Origin of the sequence: Desulfovibrio sp. SGI.169, from assembly GCF_050313595.1 — a bacterium.
In the GTDB taxonomy this organism is placed as follows: domain Bacteria; phylum Desulfobacterota; class Desulfovibrionia; order Desulfovibrionales; family Desulfovibrionaceae; genus Desulfovibrio.
This window is the reverse complement of record NZ_JBNPLS010000001.1, coordinates 260157-278250: the sequence shown is the minus strand read 5'-3', so window position 1 is coordinate 278250 and position 18094 is coordinate 260157. Positions and strand designations below refer to the sequence as shown.

At 66.9% G+C, this 18094-nt stretch carries 17 protein-coding genes; 2 read left to right on the top strand and 15 right to left on the bottom strand.

What is annotated here, in order from left to right; translation table 11 throughout:
- Window positions 1-13: 13 nt before the first annotated feature.
- The 5 genes from ltnD to rnhA all read right to left on the bottom strand — a co-directional run bounded on the left by ltnD (window position 14) and on the right by rnhA (window position 3690).
- Window positions 14-910: an L-threonate dehydrogenase gene (gene ltnD, locus ACQRA4_RS01305; RefSeq protein ID WP_427821266.1), complete on the bottom strand. Its 897-nt coding sequence runs from the start codon at window positions 908-910 to the stop codon at window positions 14-16.
- A gap of 33 nt (window positions 911-943) precedes the next feature.
- The gene (otnI, locus tag ACQRA4_RS01300; RefSeq protein ID WP_427821265.1) at window positions 944-1747 is read right to left on the bottom strand and encodes a 2-oxo-tetronate isomerase; all 804 of its coding nucleotides are present in this window, start codon (window positions 1745-1747) and stop codon (window positions 944-946) included.
- Between the two features lie 108 nt (window positions 1748-1855).
- The gene (locus ACQRA4_RS01295) at window positions 1856-2113 is read right to left on the bottom strand and encodes a hypothetical protein (RefSeq protein ID WP_427821264.1); all 258 of its coding nucleotides are present in this window, start codon (window positions 2111-2113) and stop codon (window positions 1856-1858) included.
- A gap of 107 nt (window positions 2114-2220) precedes the next feature.
- On the bottom strand, window positions 2221-3198 hold the full coding sequence (locus ACQRA4_RS01290; protein WP_427821263.1) for a hypothetical protein: 978 nt from the start codon (window positions 3196-3198) through the stop codon (window positions 2221-2223).
- Window positions 3199-3210: 12 nt separating this feature from the next.
- The gene (gene rnhA / locus ACQRA4_RS01285; protein ID WP_427821262.1) at window positions 3211-3690 is read right to left on the bottom strand and encodes a ribonuclease HI; all 480 of its coding nucleotides are present in this window, start codon (window positions 3688-3690) and stop codon (window positions 3211-3213) included.
- 196 nt (window positions 3691-3886) lie between these two features.
- Between rnhA and epsC the strand changes: the two genes are divergently transcribed.
- The gene (epsC, locus tag ACQRA4_RS01280; RefSeq protein ID WP_427821261.1) at window positions 3887-4804 is read left to right on the top strand and encodes a serine O-acetyltransferase EpsC; all 918 of its coding nucleotides are present in this window, start codon (window positions 3887-3889) and stop codon (window positions 4802-4804) included.
- Window positions 4797-4925: a hypothetical protein gene (locus ACQRA4_RS01275; protein ID WP_427821260.1), complete on the top strand. Its 129-nt coding sequence runs from the start codon at window positions 4797-4799 to the stop codon at window positions 4923-4925. The genes epsC and ACQRA4_RS01275 overlap by 8 nt, the downstream gene beginning before the upstream one ends.
- 35 nt (window positions 4926-4960) lie before the next feature.
- On the opposite strand, the gene ACQRA4_RS01270 is transcribed toward ACQRA4_RS01275, so the two are convergent.
- The 10 genes from ACQRA4_RS01270 to ccmA form a co-directional block, all read right to left on the bottom strand.
- The gene (locus ACQRA4_RS01270; RefSeq protein WP_427821259.1) at window positions 4961-7960 is read right to left on the bottom strand and encodes a DEAD/DEAH box helicase; all 3000 of its coding nucleotides are present in this window, start codon (window positions 7958-7960) and stop codon (window positions 4961-4963) included.
- Window positions 7961-7986: 26 nt separating this feature from the next.
- Window positions 7987-8697, bottom strand: a complete 711-nt coding sequence (locus tag ACQRA4_RS01265; protein WP_427821258.1) for an acyltransferase — start codon at window positions 8695-8697, stop codon at window positions 7987-7989.
- Window positions 8698-8775: 78 nt separating this feature from the next.
- Window positions 8776-9498 carry a cytidylyltransferase domain-containing protein gene (locus ACQRA4_RS01260; protein ID WP_427821257.1) on the bottom strand — a complete coding sequence of 241 codons (723 nt, stop codon included), beginning with the start codon at window positions 9496-9498 and terminating at the stop codon, window positions 8776-8778.
- 210 nt (window positions 9499-9708) lie between these two features.
- Entirely contained in the window at window positions 9709-14028 is a 4320-nt protein-coding gene (locus tag ACQRA4_RS01255) for a response regulator (RefSeq protein ID WP_427821256.1), read from the bottom strand.
- A gap of 311 nt (window positions 14029-14339) precedes the next feature.
- Window positions 14340-15050, bottom strand: a complete 711-nt coding sequence (locus tag ACQRA4_RS01250; protein ID WP_427821255.1) for a tetratricopeptide repeat protein — start codon at window positions 15048-15050, stop codon at window positions 14340-14342.
- A gap of 162 nt (window positions 15051-15212) precedes the next feature.
- On the bottom strand, window positions 15213-15893 hold the full coding sequence (locus ACQRA4_RS01245; protein ID WP_427821254.1) for a tetratricopeptide repeat protein: 681 nt from the start codon (window positions 15891-15893) through the stop codon (window positions 15213-15215).
- Window positions 15886-16023: a CcmD family protein gene (locus tag ACQRA4_RS01240; RefSeq protein WP_427821253.1), complete on the bottom strand. Its 138-nt coding sequence runs from the start codon at window positions 16021-16023 to the stop codon at window positions 15886-15888. The genes ACQRA4_RS01245 and ACQRA4_RS01240 overlap by 8 nt, the downstream gene beginning before the upstream one ends.
- Before the next feature lie 21 nt (window positions 16024-16044).
- Complete coding sequence (locus tag ACQRA4_RS01235; protein WP_427821252.1) at window positions 16045-16716, bottom strand: cytochrome c biogenesis protein; 672 nt, start codon at window positions 16714-16716, stop codon at window positions 16045-16047.
- Complete coding sequence (locus ACQRA4_RS01230) at window positions 16717-17394, bottom strand: heme exporter protein CcmB (protein ID WP_427821251.1); 678 nt, start codon at window positions 17392-17394, stop codon at window positions 16717-16719. It abuts the gene before it with no gap.
- Entirely contained in the window at window positions 17382-18077 is a 696-nt protein-coding gene (gene ccmA / locus ACQRA4_RS01225; protein ID WP_427821250.1) for a heme ABC exporter ATP-binding protein CcmA, read from the bottom strand. The genes ACQRA4_RS01230 and ccmA overlap by 13 nt, the downstream gene beginning before the upstream one ends.
- Window positions 18078-18094: the final 17 nt, after the last annotated feature.

Sequence of the window (18094 nt, the reverse complement as noted above, 5' to 3'; positions counted from 1 at the left end):
GGAGCCAATGCCTTTAGCCGTTTTTGGACGGCAACTCTATGCCGGGGAAGGTCTTGATCACCGCCGCATCGGCCTCGCGCCCCAGACCCCGCGCCTGCGCGGCCACAAACTGCTGTAGCGCGGCGGCGGCCAATGGCGCGGGCATGGCCTGCTCGCGTGTGGTTTCGCTGACGATGCCCATATCCTTGACAAAGATATCCACCGCGCTCAGGGGCGTGTAGTCGCCGCTGAGCACATGTTTCATGCGGGTTTCAAACATCCAGGAATTGGCCGCCGCGCTGGTGATGACCTTGTAGACATCCCCGGCGTCCAGGCCCATGCGCAGGCCCAGAGCCATGGCCTCGGCGGCTGCGGCGATATGTGTGCCCGCCAGCAGCTGGTTGACCACCTTCATGGCGGAACCCTTGCCCGCTTCGTCGCCCAGGCGGTGAACCACGGCCGCCACGGCCTTCAGGCCGGTTTCGGCTTTGGCGAAGGCGTCTGGCGAACCAGAGGCCATGATGCTCAGCTTTCCGGCGGCGGACTGGGCCGGGCCGCCGGAAACCGGCGCATCCAGATACAGCAGGCCCAGTCCGGCCAGACGCCGCTCCATGTCCACGGCAAAGGCGGGCTTGACCGTGACGCAGTTGATCACCAGACCCCCCGCCCGCATGGCCCTGGCCGCCCCGCCCTGGCCGAAGAGCACATCCTCCGCCTGGGCGGCGTTGACCACGGCCAGAAAAAGCACATCCGCACGGGCGGCGGCTTCCGCCGGGGCATGGGTGGTTTGCCCGCCGCCGGCGGCGAAGGCCGCCAGGGGTTTGGGGCCGCGATTGCAGCCAATGGTTTTCAGGTTCGCGCGCAGCAGAGACTGCGCCATGCCCAGGCCGATGGCCCCCAGGCCCACGACCGCGTATGTCCGTTGCGGCATAGCATCCTCCTTCACATATGGGAAAACGTCTGTTCAGCTCGCCCGGCAACGACCGGGAAGCACGCCCCAGGGGCGTATCCAGCCCAGCCCGTCCTCGGTTCTGCCCGCCGGATTGTACTCGCAGCCCACCACGCCCTGGTAGCCGAGTTCATCCAGCAGCGCCAGCAGATGCGGATAATTGAGCTCGCCCTGATCCGGCTCGTGCCGGTTCGGCGCGCCCGCCAGCTGGCAGTGCCCGATAAGCGGAAAAAAGCGCCGCAAGCGGCCCGATACGTTGCCCTGCTCCATCTGGCAATGGAAAAAGTCGAATTGCAGGCGCAGATTGGGCAGGTTCAGCCTCTCAATATACGCGGCGGCCTGCTCCTGGGTGCGCAGAAAATACTCCGGCATGCTGTAGTGGTTGATGGGTTCGAGGCAAAGCTCCAGCCCCGCGTCGGCCAGACGCTGGGCGGCCCGCCGGACATTGCCCAGATAGGTCTGTTCCAGGCGCGCGGCGTCGACGCCAGGGGGGCGGTTGCCCGCCATGAGGTGCACGCGCGGGCAATGCAGGGCCGCCGCATACGTCAATGCCCGCTCCAGTGCGGCATCCATGTCTTTTTCCCGGTCGGGCAGGCAGGCCATGCCGCGTTCCCCCGCCGCCCAGTCGCCGGGCGGCAGATTGAACAGGGCCTGCCTGAGCCGGTTGCGCTCCAGCGCGCGGGCCAGATGCTCAGGCGCAAATTCGTAGGGGAAAAGATATTCCACCCATTGAAAACCCTGATCCGCCGCCGCGCTGAAGCGGTCAAGAAAGGGCAGTTCCGTGAACATCATGGTGAGATTGGCGGCAAAACGGGGCATGGCGCGCCTCCTTATGTTCTGGGGGTCGAAAGCGGATTCCGAAGGCCGGGGCGGGGCCGACGCGCGGCGGCCAGCTCTCGCGACCGCCGGAAGCGAATGCAATGCGCCTTAGCCCGACGAGGCCACCTTGCGCACGAGCAGTTCATCGCCCGGCCAGATGCGGCGGTCAGGCGTGAGCAATTGGCCCTGTCGGGCCACCAGGGCGCTTTCCTCGGCCAGACCCAGAGCCTCCAGCAATTGCCGGGCGGTTTTGGGCCGGGGCAGGGAAAGGAGGCTCTCTTCAGGCTGCACGCGCACCGTCACGCGCGCCCCCGCATGTTCCGGTCTGACGATTCGCATCCGTGTTTCCGTTTCAGATATCGGCATACTGTTTTCTCCGTTGCGCCCACAAGGAATGAGCATGCTTCGCGCCGTGCCGTGGAGGGGCGACAGGCCGTTCCGTTGCGGTTTTGAGCCTGAACGCGCGCTCCCTTTCATGACAGATAATAGTACAGCAGCGTCGCCAGCGCCATGCTGGCGGCGCGCAATCCCTGGTTGGCCAGAACCAGGCGCAGGGCCAGAGCCGGCCGGAAAAAACCCGTATAGGACGGCAACTGATGCCGGATGGCCCGCATGGGGGTGGACAATATGTTGCCCACCATCAGGGCCAGAACCACATCGCGCGGCGCAAGCCCGCCGGCCTGCAGCACGCTGCCCGCCGCGCCCAGCGCCGCGCCCAGTTCGGCGGCCAGATGCAGCGCGATGATGCCCATGGCCTGGGGCTTGAGAAAGGAAAGCCAGCCCATATGCGCGGCCAGCCATGCCTCGGCCAGGCTGAAAAAGCCGTAGCGCTGCAAAAGGTACATCAGCACATAGACCGGCGCCGTGAAATACACGAGTTTGGGCAGACGGCGGAGAAAACGCCCCCAGGCTTTGCGCAGGGCGGCGCCCCAGTCCGTTCGCGCCGTATCGCCTGTCTTGCAGACCAGGCGGCCCGGCGCGGGCGGCGGTAGCAGGCGGCGCGCCAGCAGCACGGTAAAGCCGGTGCGCCCGGCGGCGGCCAGCAGGGTGAGGCCCACATACAGCGCGGCGGGCGCGCCCAGCACCGGCCAGGTCAGCAGAAAAATGGTGGGCGCGTGCACCAGATAGGCGGGCAGGCTGTTGAAAAGATTGGCCAGCATCAGTTCGCGGCTCGATATCTCGCCCGCCGCATGGCTGTCGGATAAAAGGCCGTTGGCCGCCGCCGGCGAAACAAAAGCCAGGGAAAAAGAGGCCCCGGCCACGTCGCGCAGATGGGCCGCGCGGGCCAGGGGCGCGGCCAGGCGGGCCAGATGGCGCGTCCAGCGCAGGGCCTCCAGCAGGTTGGCGACAAGCAGGCCCGCGGCCAGCCCCAGCAGCAGGCGCAGCATGGGCCAGAACAGGGCATGCCAGAGGGCTGCCAGGGAAAGAGGGGCGTCGGGGTTCGGCAGCATGGCGCGGCGGCGTCAGACGTTTTCAGGCCGAAAGCCGGGGTCCGGCGGCAGGCCCCTCTGCCCGGCAAAGGCGCGCGCCAGCGCGTCACAGCGCTCGTTTTCGGCGTGGCCCGTGTGCCCGCGCAACCAGTGCAGACGCACCGCGTGACGGTTCAGCTCGGGCAGCAGCCTTTGCCAGAGATCCACGTTTTTGACCGGCTTTTTGTCAGCCTTGACCCAGTTTTTTTTCTGCCAGGATTTGAGCCAACCCCTTTCAACCGCATTGCGGACGTATTGCGAATCCGTATACAGTTCCACCGCGCAGGGTTCTTTGAGGGCGGCCAGGGCTTCCAGCACGCCGGTGATCTCCATGCGGTTGTTGGTGGTCAGGCGGAAGCCGCCCGACAGTTCCCTGCGGTGTTCCGTGCCTTCCAGACGCAGCACGGCGGCCCAGCCGCCGGGGCCGGGATTGCCCAGGCAGGAGCCGTCGGTGTGAATGACAACCTGCTTCATAAGCGGTTTCAACCTTTTTGTCGCGTTGCGGATAAATTCCTCAATCCTCAGCATACACGTCTCGCGCCGGACGGGCAAATGCGGCCGGCGGGCCCGCCCCCCGGCCTGCTCCGGCGCGAACTCCGCCGGTGGCGGCAAAGCCGTTGCGGGCGGGCCGCAGGCCGTGTACAAGAGGAAAAACAACAGGATATCGCCCATGAGCAAAAATTATGACGACAAGGCCGTGACCATGCCGGAACTGGATGCGGTGGTGGAACGTCTTTGCCATCCATCCTCTCTGGATATTGTCTGGCACCGTCCGGCCCAGGGCGCGGCCATGCCTTCGCTGGACGCGCTGCGGGAAATCATGGAACGTCTGCGCGCGGCCATCTTTCCGGGCTATTTCGGCCCCGCCAGGGTACGGCGCGAATCCATGCGCTATCATCTTTCGGCCAATCTGGATTCCATTTATCACCTGCTGAGCGAGCAGATCATGCGCGGCTTCTGCTTTTCCTGCGAGGGCGGGCAGGCGTCCGAGCCCTGCGCGGCCTGCAAAAACAGGGGCGCTGCCGAGGCTCTGGGCTTCATGGAGAGCCTGCCCGAAATCCGCCGCCTGCTGGCGGGCGACGCCCAGGCCGCCTATGAGGGCGACCCGGCGGCCACCAGCCCCGGCGAGACAATTTTCTGCTATCCTTCCATGCGCGCCATGCTGCACCACCGCATCGCGCATGTGCTCTACAGGCTCAAAGTGCCGGTGATTCCCCGCATCATCTCCGAAATGGCCCACTCGCGCACGGGCATTGACATTCACCCCGGCGCGACCATCGGCGAAGATTTCTTCATCGATCACGGCACAGGCGTGGTCATCGGCGAAACCAGCGTTCTGGGGCGCGGTTGCCGCCTGTACCAGGGCGTGACGCTGGGGGCGCTGTCTTTTCCCAAAAATGCCGACGGCACCCTGACCAAGGGCATTCCCCGGCATCCGGTGCTGGAGGACAATGTTACGGTATATGCCGGGGCCACCATTCTGGGACGGGTGACCATCGGTTCCGGCGCGGTCATCGGCGGCAATGTCTGGATTACCGACGACGTGCCCGCCGGCGCCCGTATTTCGCAGGAGAAACCGCATGCGTAACTGGACTCGCCGTCTGATTCCGCTGCTTTGCCTGGCAATGCTGCTGGCCGCCTGCGGCCAGAACGCGCAGGTGCGGGCCAGGGGCCAGACCATCGTGGGGGTCGAGGCGGGCAGCCGTTAGCCAGAGCGCGCCCGGTCGCGCCCGCAGACATTCGTTCATGGCCGTTTCCGAAAATCCACAGGCACGCGCGCGCGTTGTCCGGCCTTGTTGCTGAACAGCAGATAGCCTTCACGCAGCCCGAAGAGGTAGAGGCGGCGGGTCAGCTCCACATCCTTACGGCAATAGGCCGCGATTTCTTCACAGCGGCCTTCCTTCCACCATCGCAGGGCCTGCAGGCCATCGGCGCTTTTGGGTTCCCCCAGGCTGGCCTGACCCAGATTGTCAAGCGAAACCCGGTAATTGAGACGTTCCTGCACGCGCTGCAAGAGGTCCAGACTGGGCAGGTCGCGCAGCGCGCAGGGGGCAAAGGGCGCGAGCACCGCGTAGTCAAAGCGCAGACTGTTGAAGCCCACCACCAGATCGGCGGCGCGCAGGCGGTCGAACAGGCCGGGCAACGCGTCCTGGCTGTAGGAAAAATACTCGTCGGCCAGGCTGTCGTAAAGCACGGCCACGCTTACGCCCATTTGCCCGGCCTTGTGCCAGCCGCCCACCTCGGCGGCGGAACGCCGCGTTTCCACGTCAAAAACCACATAATGCCGGGGCGGCGTCGGAGCATGCGCCGTGAGCCCCTGCGCGACGGAAGTCTTGTCCATGCGTTCCTCATGTTCCGGCCGCGGCGGACGTGTGGCCGCAGGCATGCTCCCCTGATTTGCCCGACGCGTTTCCTGAAGTTCCCGCCGTTCCGGGGGCGGGCTGACGCGCAGCTTGCGGAAAAGCGTTTCACCTTCATTGCCCGGCGCGAGCAGCGCATCCAGCAAGGCCAGCGCGCCCTGTTTGCTGATGGGCCGGTTGCCTGAGCCGCATTTGGGCGAGTGCACGCAGGAGGGGCAGCCCTCTTCACAGGCGCAGGCTCTCACGGCGCGGCGGGTGGCTTCCAGCAGGTCGCGCGCGCCGGCAAAGGCCTGACGGGTGAGGCCCGCGCCGCCGGGCAGGCCGTCGTAGACAAAAACGCAGGGCAGGCCCACCTGGGGATGCAGGGGGATGGAAATGCCGCCGAAGTCATTGCGGTCGGCCATGACCTGAAGGGGCAGCAGACCGATGACGGCATGTTCCAGCGCATGGATGGAGCCCATGAAATGCAGGAAGCGCTCTTCCAGGCTGAGGCGGATGCCGTCTGGAATCACATACCAGAGGCCCTCGGTTTCAAAAACCTGGGGCGGCGCGTCCAGTGGAACAATGCCCAGCAGGCGGTTGCCGGAGGCGGATCGTTTTTCGTAGCCGGTAATCCGCTCGGTGATGCGCAGTCTGCCCCGGCAGACCAGAGCCCGGCCCAGGGGGCGGCGTTCCGTCTCTTCCAGAATATCCGTGCTTTTCTGGCCGCGGGTGCGCGTGAACCAGGAAACCCTGGCCTCTCTGGCCAGAATTTTTGCCCGGCCAGGCTCCACCTCTTCAATGACATAGGTGCGGCCACGGTGCAGGTAGACCGCGCCGGGATGCGTCTCGCGCCAGGCCCTGAAACCGTCCACCGAGCCGATTATCGCGCCGTCCTGATTTTCAATGCTGTAGCTCTGGCCCGTGCCGCGCAGGTCCACCAGGCGCTGGGGCCGTTTGCGCGCGGCCAGCCATTGCGCGCCGTCGGCGGATTGCAGCAGCAGACCTTTGGCGCACAGCTCGCGCACGGCCCGGCGCGCGCCCGCCGAGCGCAGCCAGGGGTCGTCAGCGGCCAGGGGCAGTTCGGCGGCCGCGCATTCCAGATGGCGGGCCAGGATGACTTCGTTGTCTGGATTGACCACCGCCTTTTCCGGCGGTCGGCTGAAAAAGTCATCGGGATTGCGGGCAAAATACTGATCCAGGGCGTCTTCCCCGGCCACCACAATGACCGCCGACTCCTGCCGCGCCCGGCCTACCCGCCCGCCGCGCTGGAGGGTCGCCATGACCGTGCCGGGATAGCCCACCAGAATGCAGATATCCAGGCCGCCGATGTCGATGCCCAGTTCCAGAGCGCTGGTGCTGACCACGGCCAAAAGTTCGCCCGATGCCATGCGGGCTTCAATGGCCCGGCGCTCTTCAGGCAAAAAACCTGCGCGGTAGGCGGAAATACGCTCCTTGTACGGGCCGGATCGGCTGCCCGCCCAAAGACTGATCAGCTCTGTCATCCGGCGAGAACGACAGTAAACGATGGAGCGCAGATTGCGGGCCAGCGCCGCCTTGAGCAGATCAATGGCCGCCGTGGCCGGGCTTTGCTCAGGGTTGAGAAAAACGAAATGCCGCGGCCCGCGCGGCGCGCCGGACTGATCAATGACCACCGGCGCGGCCTGGCCGTGGCCTGTAGCGTCGTCCATGCCGATGAGCCCGGTCGCCAGCTCGCCGGGGTTGCCCACCGTGGCCGTGCAGAGCACATAGGTGGGCCGGGCGCCGTAGCGCCCGGCCAGCCGGTTCAGCCGCCGGAAAACCTGAGCCATGTGCGCCCCGAACACGCCCCGATAGGTGTGGGCCTCGTCCACCACCACAAAGCTCAGGCCCGCCAGAAAGGCGGCCCACTGTTCGTGGTGGGGCAAAATGCCCAGGTGCAGCATTTCTGGATTGCTGACCAGCACCGTAGGCGGGTCGCGCCGAATCTTGCGCCGGAAGTGGTCGCTGGCGTCGCCGTCGTACAGCGCGGCGGCGGGCCGGGCCGCCTGGGGCCAGGCGGCGGTCAGGGCCGCGAAGGCCGCCAGCTGATCCTGGGCCAGGGCCTTGAGCGGAAAAAGATACAAAGCCCGCGCCTCAGGGTCGTGCAGGCGGCGTTCCAGCACGGGCAGATTGTAGATCAGGCTTTTGCCGCTGGCTGTGGGGGTGGCCACCACCACGGCATGCCCGGCGCGGATGTGATCCGTGGCCAGAGCCTGATGGCTGTATAAGCGGATGCCGCGCTCCTCCAGCAGCCGTTCCACGGCACGCGGCCAGGGCAGGCGGTTGGGCGCGAAAACGGGTTCCGCGCCGGGCAGCAGCCGATGATGCGTGACCTGATGGCCCAGTTTCGCGGAGGCCAGCAGCGCGGCGATGTATTCGCCCACTCCCGAAGGCCGGGCCGCCGTAAGGTCTATGTCAGGCTCCCGGCCGGCTGGGGGCCTGGCGCGCGCTTTTTTTCGTCTTCCGGCCCCAGGCGGCGCAGCACGCGCGCGGGCGCGCCCGCGGCCAGGCAAAAGGGCGGCACATCGCGCGTGACCACGCTGCCCGCGCCGATCATGGCCCCCTCGCCAATGCTCACGCCCTTGAGAATCAGGCAGTTCATGCCGATCCAGGCGTAATCCCCGATTGTGACCGGCGCATCCCGCTTATAGTCGGGATTGGTCTTGCGCGCTTCGGGCGGCCACAGGGCATGAAAGTCGGAATCCACTATGACGCAGTTGGGCGCCAGCATGACGCTGCGACCGATGCGGATGCGCTGTGAACGCGCGGTGATGGAGGTGCCGTTCAGGTCTGTCTCTTCGCCGATCTCAATGGACGCGCCCGGCCCGAAGACGCGCAGCCGCACGGGCGCTCTCAGGCTGGCGGCCGAGGCCCGCCGCCAGGAGGAAGTCATGATGACTCGCGCGCCGATGCTGATGCTGCCGCCCGGCCAGCGCAAAAGGCCCACGGGGCCGTGGGCGCGCACGCCAGGCCCCAGGGAAACGCCCAGCAGAGCGGCCTTGCAGCGCAGGCGCAGGGTGCCGAAACAGACGCCCCAGAGGCGCATGGTTTCCAGGCAGAGACAACTGATGGTATTGCTTGGGGTTCGACACCGTTGCAGAGCTTTGCGCAGAAGGTTCATGGGTTTCAAGCTAGCCCGGATCACTGCGGATGTAAAGCGGGAGCGGCGCTTGTTCCCGGGCGGCCGCATCTTGCGGTGTCAGTGCCGGGCGCTCTGGGGCTGAGGTTTCCCGCACGCCTCCACAATGGCCCGCGCGTCCATGTCCGGCGTGAGGGGCAGCAGGGCCAGCCGCCGGAAGTCTTCGGGCCGGTCCATATCCAGCTTGATATCCGGGCGGCAGAGCCAGTTCTCTTTCGGATCAAAGGTGGCAATGCGAAAACTGTCGGCATTATCCCAGATGTAATTCAGGCAGTGTTCCCGTTGCGAGGTCTGCCCGGCCTCGGCGTCCAGTCTTTCCAGCAGGTCGCGCGACAGAATTTCGGCCCCCAGGCCGTCGGGCCAGCGGTTATGGCGCGGAATATGATTGTAGGCGTAATCGCAGCCCGCCGTTTCATAGAACGCCACCAGCCGATCCACGGCCTCGCCCCAGATCAGGGGATTGTCCGCGCAGACACGCACCACAAGGTCGGCCTCCGCCTGCCGGGCCGCCAGACAGAAGCGGGCCAGCACGTCGTCTTCCGGCCCGGCCATGCAGGGCACGCCCCGCCGGCGCAGATGGTCCAGAAGGGCCTGATCCAGCTCCGTGTCCGGCACGGCCGCCATGATTCCATCCAGGCGGCGGGCTTGCGCCAGACGCCGCGTCACCCAGTCGATGACCGGCAGGTCGCGCAGGCAGAGCAGGGATTTCAGGGGCAGGCGGCTGGAACCCAGCCGGGCCTGAACAACAGCCACAACCTTGCGGCGGCGGATAGTGTGCGACATGGGATTTACCTTCCGCCTCACGGCGGGTTTCAGGCCGCTCCAGATTCAGAGACACAGTTAGAGCCCGCCATTGAAAAAGGCGTTCGCTCAGGCAAGGGCGAGGGCGGGCGAGCGCGTCGCCAGCAAGCGGGAAAGCGCGTTTTTTCGCTTGCTGGCGACGTAAGAACTGAAGCGGGGAGCGTTTCATGGCAAAACGCTTCAGGCGCCCCCTCACCTGCGCGGGGTCAACGCAATGCGGTTGCGTTCCACCGCCACGGCCAGTTCGGGCAGCAGATCTTTGAGCGCGTTCATGTCGTTGGCCTTGGCGGCCTGTTCCACGCAACGGGCCATGCGGGCCAGCACACGAAAGCCGAAGGCGTCCGATTCAGCGGCGATGCGCCCGGCGGCCTCGCCCACCAGAGAGCCGTGACGGCTCTGGAAGGCCCGCTGGGCGTCCTCCATGGCCGCGTCCAGGCGCTCCACCAGCCGCAGGATGGTTTCATCCGGGGCGGCTTGCGAAACACGCGGCGCGCTTGCGGAATCCGGCGCGGATGCGAAAGCCGCCGGGGCGGCGTTTGCCGGCTCCGCCGGAGGCGGCGCGGGAACGGGCGTCGCGGGCCGCGCCGGGCCGGAAACTTCCGCCACAAGGGTCGCCAGGGAAGGCGCGTCTTTTTTTACGGGTTCAGCGCCGGCGATAAAGTCCATGATGGAATTACCCGAAGCGCGTTCCTCCAGCGCGGCGTCATCGTTTGCGGATGGCGCGGCCGCGGGAGTGTCCGGCGGCTCAGGCCGGGAGAGCGGCGTTGTCTGCGCCTCCCTCGTCACGGGAGAGGAGGGCGCGGGGGCCGGTTTGGGGGGAATGGGCATGGGCTCGCCCACCCACTCGCCGGGGGCGCGCAGGCCAGGGCTGGTATAGACGCTTTTTGGCGCATCGTGAGAGCCGTTCCGCCGGAACGGGCTTTCCATCCGGGGGGCGGCTTCCCTGTCCCGCTCCTGCCGGCGGCCGGCCAGGGGACTGCCAATGGGCATGGGTTCCCCCACCCACTCGCCGGGGGCGTTCAGGCTGGGGCTGGTGTAGACGGCCGCGCCGGCTGTCGCGTTTGCCCTGGCTTCGGGCGCGGGCGCGTTTTTGGCGCGAACGGGAACAATGGTCGCGCCTGGCCGCGCGGCAAAGCCAACGGGCTGAAAGGCCGTCTTGCGGGGCGCTTCCGCCGGCGTGGATTCTTCCGGCGCTTCCGGCGTCGCCGCCTGTGCGGGGGCGGGGTTTGGCGCGGACGTTTCGTCCGCTGCGGCCGTTGTTGCCTCCATCGCTTCAGACGCGACTAGCGGAAGGGATTCGCCGGATTCATCGACCCCAGCCATAAAAGCGCCCTCTTCAGCGGCAAATGCCGGCGTGTCGGCGACCGCTTTCGACTCGGCTTGCGGCGCGCTTTCTGCCTCGTCCCGCACAGTTTCCGCCACAGCGGCGCTTGCGGCCTCCGCATGGTTTTCTTCAGGCTTTTCGGCCCGCTTTCCCCGCGCGGACGCGGCATGATCCGAAACGGCGTCCGCCGTCTCCGCCGGGTCTTCCCCGCTCCAGACCGGGCCTTCCAATCCGGCGACGGCGGAGAACTCTTCCCGCGCAGCAACATCCGCAATGTCGGAAGCGGCATCCGCCCCGCCGCATTCCAAGGCCTCCGCTGCGGCATCGGGCTGCTCATCTGCCGGAGCGTCCGGGGCAGGGGAGTCCGCCGGGCCGTCTTCCGGCATGGGCGCGGCGGTCGGGGGGGCGTCCTGACCGCGGCCGGGGGCCGGGGCGGCCTCAGCCGGGGGCGGATCCATAGCCGGAAGAGAAGTCCCGCTTTCCGGCAGCCCGCTGGACGGCCCGTCTTCAGCTTTGCGTTCTTTCCCGCCGCTTCCCGCGCCGGGCAGAGGGTCACGCAGGGATTCCGCAAAACTCAGCAGATCGGGCAGGGCGGTGAGATTGGGGATTTTCAGGGGTGAAGCGCCGTGCTTGTCGTCACTGCCGAACAGATCCGGCAAAGGCGGCCGACCGGCGGCCCCTGCGGCCGCCTGGCTGGCGTCAGCGGCAACGACGTCGCGCGCGGGGGAGGTTTTCTCCGCGTCAGATTGCCGCGCGCCGGCGGCGGACGCGCGGGCGTCTTCAGCATGGAACCTGCCTTCAGCCGACGCGGCCTCCAGAATTTCCCGCACGGTCTGGCAGAGGGCTTCACCGTCCACAGGCTCCACCAGGGCGTGGGTAAAGCCGGCGTCAGCCAGTTGATCCCACTGGCTGTCGTCTTCCGTGACGGCCAGGGCTTTGAACAAAGGCAAACCCGCCTCATCGGCCGCCGCGCGGAACTGGCGCAGCATGTCGCCCGCCAGAGGCGAGGCCAGCCGGCCCTGCGCCACCAGCAGCAGAGCGGCTTCAGCCCGGTGCAGTTGCAGGGCCTCGGCGAGGCTGCGCGCCTCGGCGCTGCGGCAGGGCAGGTTCGCCAGCATCCGGGTCAGGGTCTGGCGATCCAGAGCGTTTTCCGCCGCGACCAGCACTAGGGCTTGCCCGCGCGCATCGGGCGCGGCCTCGCTTTCATCGGCCTCCAGACATTTGAGATGCAGGGTAAAGGCTATGGCGGCTCCGTGCGGGCTGCATTCCACGCCCAGAAAGCCCTTGTGCGCGCCGGCCAGCTCCCAGGCGCGCGTCAGCGCCAGGCTGGAACGATCCTGCGGGGGCATGCCCGAACCGCTGTCAGTAACCGTAAAGAGCAGATGGCCGGCGTCGGCGCTTTCAGGCACGCGACGCGCCGAAAAATGCACGGCCCCATGCCGGGTGGCGCGCACGGCGCTTTCCAGCAGCAGGCAGAGCGTTTCTTTCAGGGTTGCGCCCGCGCCCTCGTACATATGGCCCAGATGGGGCGGCATATACCAGGCCAGGCCGATGCCCGCGCTTTCCGCCGCCGGGGCCACGGCGTCATGGGCTTCGCGCATCAGGTGCTGAAGGTTGAAGGGCGCGACGCCTTCCGTCGCGCCGTCTTGCCTCTCCGATTGCCGGGGGTTGCTGATGATATCGGCCATTTCACGGGCCGCGTCCAGCATGTTTTCCGCATACTGGCGCACCGCCGGAGGCAGAGAGCAATGCCCCAGGGCCGCGCCTTCGCGCATCAGGCGATCCAGGGGCGAACGCAGGGCGTTTTCCAGCGGGTTGGGGGCGAGACTTTCCGGCAGCGGAGACGGCGCGTTTGCCCGCGCATCTTCCGCGCCGTCCGGCGCTGACGGGGGAACAGATGCGGGCATGGCCGGAGGCGCCAGACGCAGATTGGGGTCATCCAGCGGCTGATCCAGCGTGATGGCGTCGTCAGGCCCGGCTTGCGTCTTTTCGACCGCTGTATCCGCGTCGGGCTGTTCCGCCGCCATGTCGTGCGGCGCTCTGGTGGCGGCGATGAGCAACGCGCTGAGCGCCGTGCCCCAAAGCGGGGTCGAAGCCAGCAAATTGGCGTCAGCAATGCCGCTGTCCAGCCCCAGAATGCCGCAGGCCACAAAAAGCGGCGGCAGCAGGCAGCCCAGCAGAAAACGCTTGGCCCCGCCCAGGCCCATGATCCAGGCCCCCAGCGCGGTGGGCACGAAAATCAGGGCGCCCAGAGGCCAGAGGTCAAGATAGCGGGTCAGCCAGGCGAAGTCCGGCAGAAGGGGCAGGAGGGCCAGGGCCGCGCCGGGCAAAGAGAGCAGCAGCAACTGGATGTCCAGCACGCGCGAGCGCTCTCGCGTGCGCATCAAATGGCGGCCCACATGGGGCAGCAGCATCAGGGCCATGCCCGGCGCCAGCACGGCCCCCAGTTGGCCCAGCCCGATATGGCCGGAGCCGGAAGCGGGCATGCCCATGATGCCCTGGGCCAGCGCAACGGCCACATACAGGGCCGTCCAGACGCGCCACTGGCCTTTTTCGGACAGGCCGCGCAAAAGGCAGAGCAGCATGACCACGCCCAGGGCCAGGCTGGCCGCCGTGCTCGACAGGCCGCCCCAGTTGCCGGCGGCGTTTTGCGGCGTGCGCATCATGGGCGCAAACCACAGGCCGGGCAGACCGTCCAGACGGATATAGCACGTCTGCGCCTCTTTGTCCGCTTCAGGCAGGAGCAGCACATTACGCTGGGCCGGGGCGGATTCGCGCCACTCCGGCGCCCCGCTCAGGCTGTTGACCACAGGCTCGTAAAGCAGGGGCATGCCGGGCACGCTTTCGCCCATATCCAGCAGCAGGGTGGCGGGCCTGGCGTCTCCGGTCAGGGGGGCCAGCGTGAAGCGCAGCCACACGACCCCGCTTGCGCGAGGCAGCGCCTTGAGGGCCAGGGGGCGGTATTCTCCGGCTTTGTCCGCGGCGGCGGCCTCCTCCACATCCAGGGTGCCGGTTTCATCCAGCAGATAGTCCAGATAGGGCAAAAGAGGGGCGCTGGGCGCGCCCGGCGTCGCGGGCAGCATGGCCCGGGCCTGCGGATCCCCGCTCCAGCCGAGGCAGAGCGCGCACAACAGAAAAACGACGGGCAGAACCCGAAGGCGGGCCGTGCCGGAAAGAAGGTATGCCATAATGTTTCCGCCTGTCATGTGAGCTGGCTTTCCGCGGCGCCGCGGAGGCGTTTCGCCTTTCTGCGCTGCTCGCCTGCGGCGCAACGGATATAGCGTCCGATTGCAAAAATTCTGCGCAGAATTCTGCGAAGAATTTTTGCAATTGGACACTAGAGTATTTTGCTTTTGAACGCCACACTTTCAAAAGCGGCGTCGCATTTCCCCGCAGAGCGGGGCAAGCGCCCGAAAAACGCGTTTTCAGGCTCACCCGGCACGGACGTCCGAACTCGCGACCGGCCGGAAGCTCACGCCTTTTGCAAAGGCAGTTCACCCTAATGCAGATGCTTGATCATCTCGGACACCGGCTGCCCATCGGGCGAGCGGGCGCCGGGGTTGACCTTCAGCAGGCGCTGCCAGGCCCGCGTGGCCTCTTCCTTGCGGTGCAGATCGTAATAGAGCACCACGCCTTCGTTGAACAGGGCGTTTTCATGGCCGGGGCTGGCGTCCGTCGCCTTGCGAAAGCTGTTCACGGCCTGTTCGTAAGCCCCGCTCTCGCGGTACATGATGCCCAGATCCGTAAGCACGTCGGGATTGCCCGGCGCGAGCGCCAAGGATCGCTCATAGGCCGCAACGGCCTGCCGGACCTGCCCCGCGTCAAAATACAGATTGCCCAGAGCCGCCCAGCGCGCGGCGTCTTCGGGACTGTTTTGCAGGGCTTTTTCCAGCTCGCTGATCTTCTGGAGCAATTCCTGAGGGATGGGCTGCGGATTTTCCTGCGCGGGGCGGGCCGCCTGCGGCGCGGGAGACGCCGGGGGCCCGTTCGGGGCGCGATCCGTGAGCAGGCCGGGCAGCAAACTGCCCAGACAAAGCCCCAGCGCCAGAGCCAGCAGCATGCCCATGAGGCAGGAGCTTTTGCGCACCATGCCGGAGGGCGCGCTTGTCCGGGGCGTGTCTGGGCAGTCCCGCAACGCGGAAACGGCGACGCCTGGCGCGCCGCTCACAGGCGCGGGCTTGGGGCTTTTCTTGCTTTTGCGGCGGGCCATATGCTCCTCAGTGCTGGTCAGTACGACGCCGGAGGCTTGAAGGACGCCAGCCGGTCGGGAAATGTCCATGCTTTTTGCGGTCAACCTACAACCTGAGAAAAAAAGAGGCAAGCCCGCAACTTGTGAACAAGGAGCGGGCCTGACAACGGAACAGGGGCGAGGTCAGGGGCGCGCGGCCTTTCCGCCGCCGTCCTTGGCCTTTTTGCCGCCCGTGGCGGGCCTGGCCGTTTGCGTACGCGGCCCCGGCTCCGGCGTCGCGCCGGCCTCATCCACATGCGGCGGGGGGGCTTTTTCCAGCTCTTCGCGGATGCCCTTCTTAAGCTCTTCGCTGGCCGCGGGGTCGCGCAGCCCCGCGCTCAGATGCTCCACGCCGCGCCTGGAATCGTTGAGAAAATGGATGTAGAGCACGCCCAGGCTGTAACGCACCGAGGCGCTGTCGCGCATGACGGCCACCTTTTCCAGAAGTTCGGCGGCCTCTTTGTGTCTGCCCTGATTGTGCCTGATGACGCCCAGCAGATAAACGGGCTGGGGGTTGTTCAGGTTCAGGGTCATGGCGCGCTGGGCAAAGGTTTCTGCGGCTTCCCAGTTTTGGACGCTCATCAGGGCCTCAACCAGGCGGATCATGGCCTCCATGTTTTTGGGGTTTTGGGCCACTTCCTGCATGAGCGCGCCCACGGCGTCGCCCATGCCCGCGGGAGCCTGGGGCGTCTGTCGAACCTGCACGGTAAGGTGCGGATTGCGAAAACGCTCCGCCAGAGAAATCGCCAGCATGGCGGCCAGCGCCAGGGCCAGCAACAGAACCAGGGCGCGCGCCGGGCCGTTGAGCTTGGGCAGATCAGTCATGATTGAGCGTCTCCCATTGGCTCAGGCGGGCGGCCAGGGCGCGCTGCCGCGCGGCCAGAAAGGCCAGGTACGCGCCGAGGCCGATCCAGACGGCGGCGTTGGCGATGATGATCCAGGCAAGGGTATCCATATATCCTCCGTGAAAAGCGCGTTAGGCGGCGGACTTGTCGGCGCGGACGGCCAGCGCCTCAAGTCGGGCGCGCAGGTCAAGCTGGCGTTTGCGCAGCCAGACCAGCCCGCCCCAGAACAGGCCGAAGGAAAGCGCGCAGGCGATGACCGTGAGCCTCATTTCCGGCTCCAGCCCTCCGCCTTCGGCGGCGAATACCGCCGGATGGATGGAGCGCCAGATGCGGGCTGAAACAAAGACCAGCGGCACATCCAGAAAGGCCGCCACGCCCACCACCGCGCAGACCAGGCTTTTGCGCTGCGGCGGCAGGTCAAGACCGCGCAGCACCAGATAGCCCGCATAGACGAACCACATGATCAGGGTGGTGCTCAGACGCGGGTCCCAGGTCCACCAGACGCCCCAGGATTTACGCGCCCAGAGCATGCCGGTGATCAGCGCCAGGCCGCTGAACAGCACGCCCACCTCGGCGGCGGCGGCGCACAGCCTGTCCGCGCCGGCGCTGCGGCGCAGCAGATAGGCCACGGAACCCAAAAAGACCGCAAAGAAGCTGATCAGCGCCCACCAGGCCAGAGGCAGGTGAATGTAGAAAATCTTCTGGATCAGTCCCAGCGTGGCCTCTTCCGGGGCGTAGACATAGATCAGCCACTGACAGCAGGCAAAGGCCAGCCCGCCCAGCAGGGCCAGAAGTTGCGGCATTTATTCGTCCCCCGTGTAAATAAAGCTGAACAACAGCAGCCCGGTCCCCACAAAAACCGCGTCAAAGGCGCAGGCCACGCCCAGCCAGCCGCCCGGCCCGTCCGGCGAGGCGGCCCCCAAGGTCTGCGCGCCCACGCCGATGCCGGCAAGCAGCAGGGGCGTGAGCAGAGGAAAAAGCACGATACTCAGCAATGACTCGCGCGCCGCCTGGCCCTGCGCCAAAGCCCCCAGCAGCGAACCCAGGGCGCACATGCCCACATCCGCCAGCAGCAGAACCGCCAGACCCGGCGGAAGGGGCCCGCCAATCTCCTGCCCCAGAAAAATGACGGACGCGGGCAAAAAGATGACCTGGGCCAGCAGCAAAAGCAGCAGGCCGGCCAGCGCCTTGCCCAGCCAGACGCCCTGAATGGGCGCGGGGCAAAGCAGCAGGCCCAGGCGGGCGTTGTTGACCTCTTCCAGCGCATAGAGCTGATTGAATATCAGCACCTGGCAGAAGGCCGAACTCAGCCAGAACACCGCCGCCGCGGCCTGCGGGCTCAGGCGTTCGCCGATGCCCTGCGACAGGCTGAACACAAAAAGCAGCAGCAGACCGAGCAAAAGCGCCTGAATCAGACCGCTGCCCCTGGCCAGGGTCAGGGCGAGGTCTTTGCGGGCCACGGCCAGGGTCAGGCGCAGCATATGCCGGCCTCCTCGCCAGCGTCAGCGGGCGCGTCAAAACCGGCAAAGGCCGCCGGCGGGCCGTCATAGGCCAGCCTGCGGTCGGCCAGAAGCAGCAGGCGGTCGGCCAGGGGCGCATCCCCGGCCAGATCATGGCTGATGAGCGCCACGCAGGCCCCCCGCTGGCGGGCGGCCGTTATCTCGCGGCGCAGAAGCGCCAGAGAGGCCGCGTCCAGGCCGGCCCCCGGCTCGTCCAGCAACAGCAGTTCCGGCTCCAGCATGAGCACGCGCGCCAGATTGAGACGCTGAGCCATGCCGCGCGAAAAAACGCCCGCGCGCTCGTGGGCGTGAGCCGCCAGCCCCACCCGCTCCAGCATGGTCGCCAGATCGGCCTGGGACAGGCGCAGACCGTGAGCCGCGCGCCAAAAGGCCAGATTTTCCAGAGCCGTGAGGCCGGGATAAAGAAAGGTGGCATGCCCCAGATAGCCCAGGCGCGGGCCGTCCGCGCCCCGACCGGATTCCGCCAGGCGCACGCTGCCCGCGCTGGGTCGGGAAAGCCCGGCCATGATCCGCATCAGGGTGCTCTTGCCCGCGCCATTGGCGCCCACCAGCAGCGAGACGCTGCCCGCCGTGAAGGCGCAGCTCACATTCTTGAAGATCACTTTGGCGCCGTAGAGTTTGGCGACGCGGTCAAGCTCAAGCATGGGCGGGCCTCCCGGCT

Bases quoted from the DNA above. Each gene is read 5' to 3' on its own strand.
- ACQRA4_RS01235 (WP_427821252.1), bottom strand. From the start codon at position 16,716: ATGCCGCAACTTCTGGCCCTGCTGGGCGGGCTGGCCTTTGCCTGCTGT.
- ACQRA4_RS01245 (WP_427821254.1), bottom strand. From the start codon at position 15,893: ATGACTGATCTGCCCAAGCTCAACGGCCCGGCGCGCGCCCTGGTTCTG.
- ccmA (WP_427821250.1), bottom strand. From the start codon at position 18,077: ATGCTTGAGCTTGACCGCGTCGCCAAACTCTACGGCGCCAAAGTGATC.
- ACQRA4_RS01250 (WP_427821255.1), bottom strand. From the start codon at position 15,050: ATGGCCCGCCGCAAAAGCAAGAAAAGCCCCAAGCCCGCGCCTGTGAGC.
- otnI (WP_427821265.1), bottom strand. From the start codon at position 1,747: ATGCCCCGTTTTGCCGCCAATCTCACCATGATGTTCACGGAACTGCCC.
- ACQRA4_RS01255 (WP_427821256.1), bottom strand. From the start codon at position 14,028: ATGGCATACCTTCTTTCCGGCACGGCCCGCCTTCGGGTTCTGCCCGTC.
- ACQRA4_RS01290 (WP_427821263.1), bottom strand. From the start codon at position 3,198: ATGCTGCCGAACCCCGACGCCCCTCTTTCCCTGGCAGCCCTCTGGCAT.
- ACQRA4_RS01230 (WP_427821251.1), bottom strand. From the start codon at position 17,394: ATGCTGCGCCTGACCCTGGCCGTGGCCCGCAAAGACCTCGCCCTGACC.
- rnhA (WP_427821262.1), bottom strand. From the start codon at position 3,690: ATGAAGCAGGTTGTCATTCACACCGACGGCTCCTGCCTGGGCAATCCC.
- ACQRA4_RS01295 (WP_427821264.1), bottom strand. From the start codon at position 2,113: ATGCCGATATCTGAAACGGAAACACGGATGCGAATCGTCAGACCGGAA.
- epsC (WP_427821261.1), top strand. From the start codon at position 3,887: ATGAGCAAAAATTATGACGACAAGGCCGTGACCATGCCGGAACTGGAT.
- ACQRA4_RS01260 (WP_427821257.1), bottom strand. From the start codon at position 9,498: ATGTCGCACACTATCCGCCGCCGCAAGGTTGTGGCTGTTGTTCAGGCC.
- ACQRA4_RS01265 (WP_427821258.1), bottom strand. From the start codon at position 8,697: ATGAACCTTCTGCGCAAAGCTCTGCAACGGTGTCGAACCCCAAGCAAT.
- ACQRA4_RS01275 (WP_427821260.1), top strand. From the start codon at position 4,797: ATGCGTAACTGGACTCGCCGTCTGATTCCGCTGCTTTGCCTGGCAATG.
- ACQRA4_RS01240 (WP_427821253.1), bottom strand. From the start codon at position 16,023: ATGGATACCCTTGCCTGGATCATCATCGCCAACGCCGCCGTCTGGATC.
- ltnD (WP_427821266.1), bottom strand. From the start codon at position 910: ATGCCGCAACGGACATACGCGGTCGTGGGCCTGGGGGCCATCGGCCTG.